At 60.7% G+C, this 1,862-nt stretch carries 1 protein-coding gene; it reads right to left on the reverse strand.

What is annotated here, in order from left to right; genetic code table 11:
- On the reverse strand, positions 1-1,849 hold a 1,849-nt coding region (asnB, locus tag ABD793_RS42505; protein ID WP_425548861.1), incomplete at its 3' end, for an asparagine synthase (glutamine-hydrolyzing).
- Positions 1,850-1,862: the final 13 nt, after the last annotated feature.

A 1,862-nucleotide genomic window follows, 5' to 3' on the forward strand; every position in this document is an offset into this window, starting at 1 on the left:
CCAGTTCGATGCCGTACTTGCGCATCCAGGTGTCGAACCCGAGCGCCATCTCGATGTTCATCCGGCTGTGCCACTCATGCGCCACCCCACCCGAATCCTGCACCGCACGCTTCACCGCAGCCACATCCAACAACGGCAACACCGGCGAATTCGGATCATCCAACACATCCCGCATAGCCTGATGCAACGCCTGCGTATACGCCCGATCCTGCGTCACCGGATACGGACTCTTCGGCCGATCCAACACCGACCTCGGCAACACATCCTTCATCGCCGCCCGCAACAAACTCTTCTCCCGCCCATCAAAACTCTTGTAACTCCACGGCGTGTTATACACATACTCCACCAACCGATGATCACAAAACGGCACCCGAGTCTCCAAACCCGACGCCATCGCCAACCGATCATCCCGATCCAGCAACATCGGCAACCACCGCGCCAGATGAAAATACGACTGCTCCCGCATCCGGAACTCAACCCGATCCTCACCATCCACATGCGGCACCTCCGCACGCGCCTGCTGATAACTATCCGCGTAATAACCCGGCATATCCAACTTCCGCATCAACGACCCATCAAACAACCCCAACCCCTGCCCCGACTGCGCACCAGCCATATTCTTCTCCCGCGCCACCCACGGATACGTATCCGCCGCCACCTGCACCGGATCATGCAACCACTTGAACCCCGCAAAAATCTCATCCGCCGTCTCACCCGTCAACGCCACCGTCGAATGCTCCCGCGTCGCCCGGAACATCAAATACACCGAAATATCCATATCCCCCAACGACGTCGGCATATCCTGACACAACAACGACTCCAACCGCGCCTGCGGATCCATCAAATCCGCCGTCCCCAACACAATATCCGTATGATCCGTACCCACATACCGCGCCAACTCCGTCGCATACGGACCATCCGGCGTATCCCGCGTATCATCCCGCCGAAAATTCTCCGCATACCCCACAAACGTCGTCGTAATCGTCCGCACCGGATCATCCCCATTACGCAACCGCGCCGCATTCGCCAACGCCGTCACCGAACTCGAATCAATACCCCCCGACAACAACGAACACAACGGCACATCCGCCACCAACTCACGCGTCACAATCTCCTCCAGCAACGACCGCACACGCCCCACCGTCCCCTCCAGATCATCCCCATGCGGCCGAGCCTCCAACCGCCAATACCGCCGCACCACACTCCCCGAAAACCCAAACCTCAACGAATGCCCCGGCAACAACTCCCGCATATCCCGAAACACCGCCTGCCCCGGAGTCTTCGCCGTCGAAAACAACTCCCGCAACCCATCACCATCCACCACCGGCCGCACCCCACCAGCCAACAACGCCTTCGGCTCCGAAGCAAACAACAACCCACCCGGAACCTCCGCATAAAACAACGGCTTGATCCCCAACCGATCCCGCACCAACACCAACTCCTCCGTCCGCCCATCCCACACCGCGAACGCAAACATCCCCTCCAACCGAAGACCGCACTCCTCACCCCACTCCAAATACGACCGCAACACCACCTCCGTATCACTACGCGTACGGAACCGATGCCCCCGCCCCTCCAACTCCACCCGCAACTCCCGGAAGTTGTACACCTCACCGCTATACGACAACACCACCGGCGCAGCCACCTCCTCCCCCGCCACCATCGGCTGCACCCCACCCACCAAATCAATCACCGAATTCCGCGTATGCCCCAACCCCGCACGCGACCCCAACCACACCCCACTCGCATCCGGACCCCGCCGCGACAACGCCACCGTCATCGCCTCCACCACCGACCGCTCCGCGGTCAGATCACGCCCGAAGTCGACCCATCCCGCGATCCCGCACATCCCAAGCCTCCCG

This window comes from Amycolatopsis ultiminotia (assembly GCF_039536925.1).
GTDB lineage: Bacteria > Actinomycetota > Actinomycetes > Mycobacteriales > Pseudonocardiaceae > Amycolatopsis > Amycolatopsis ultiminotia.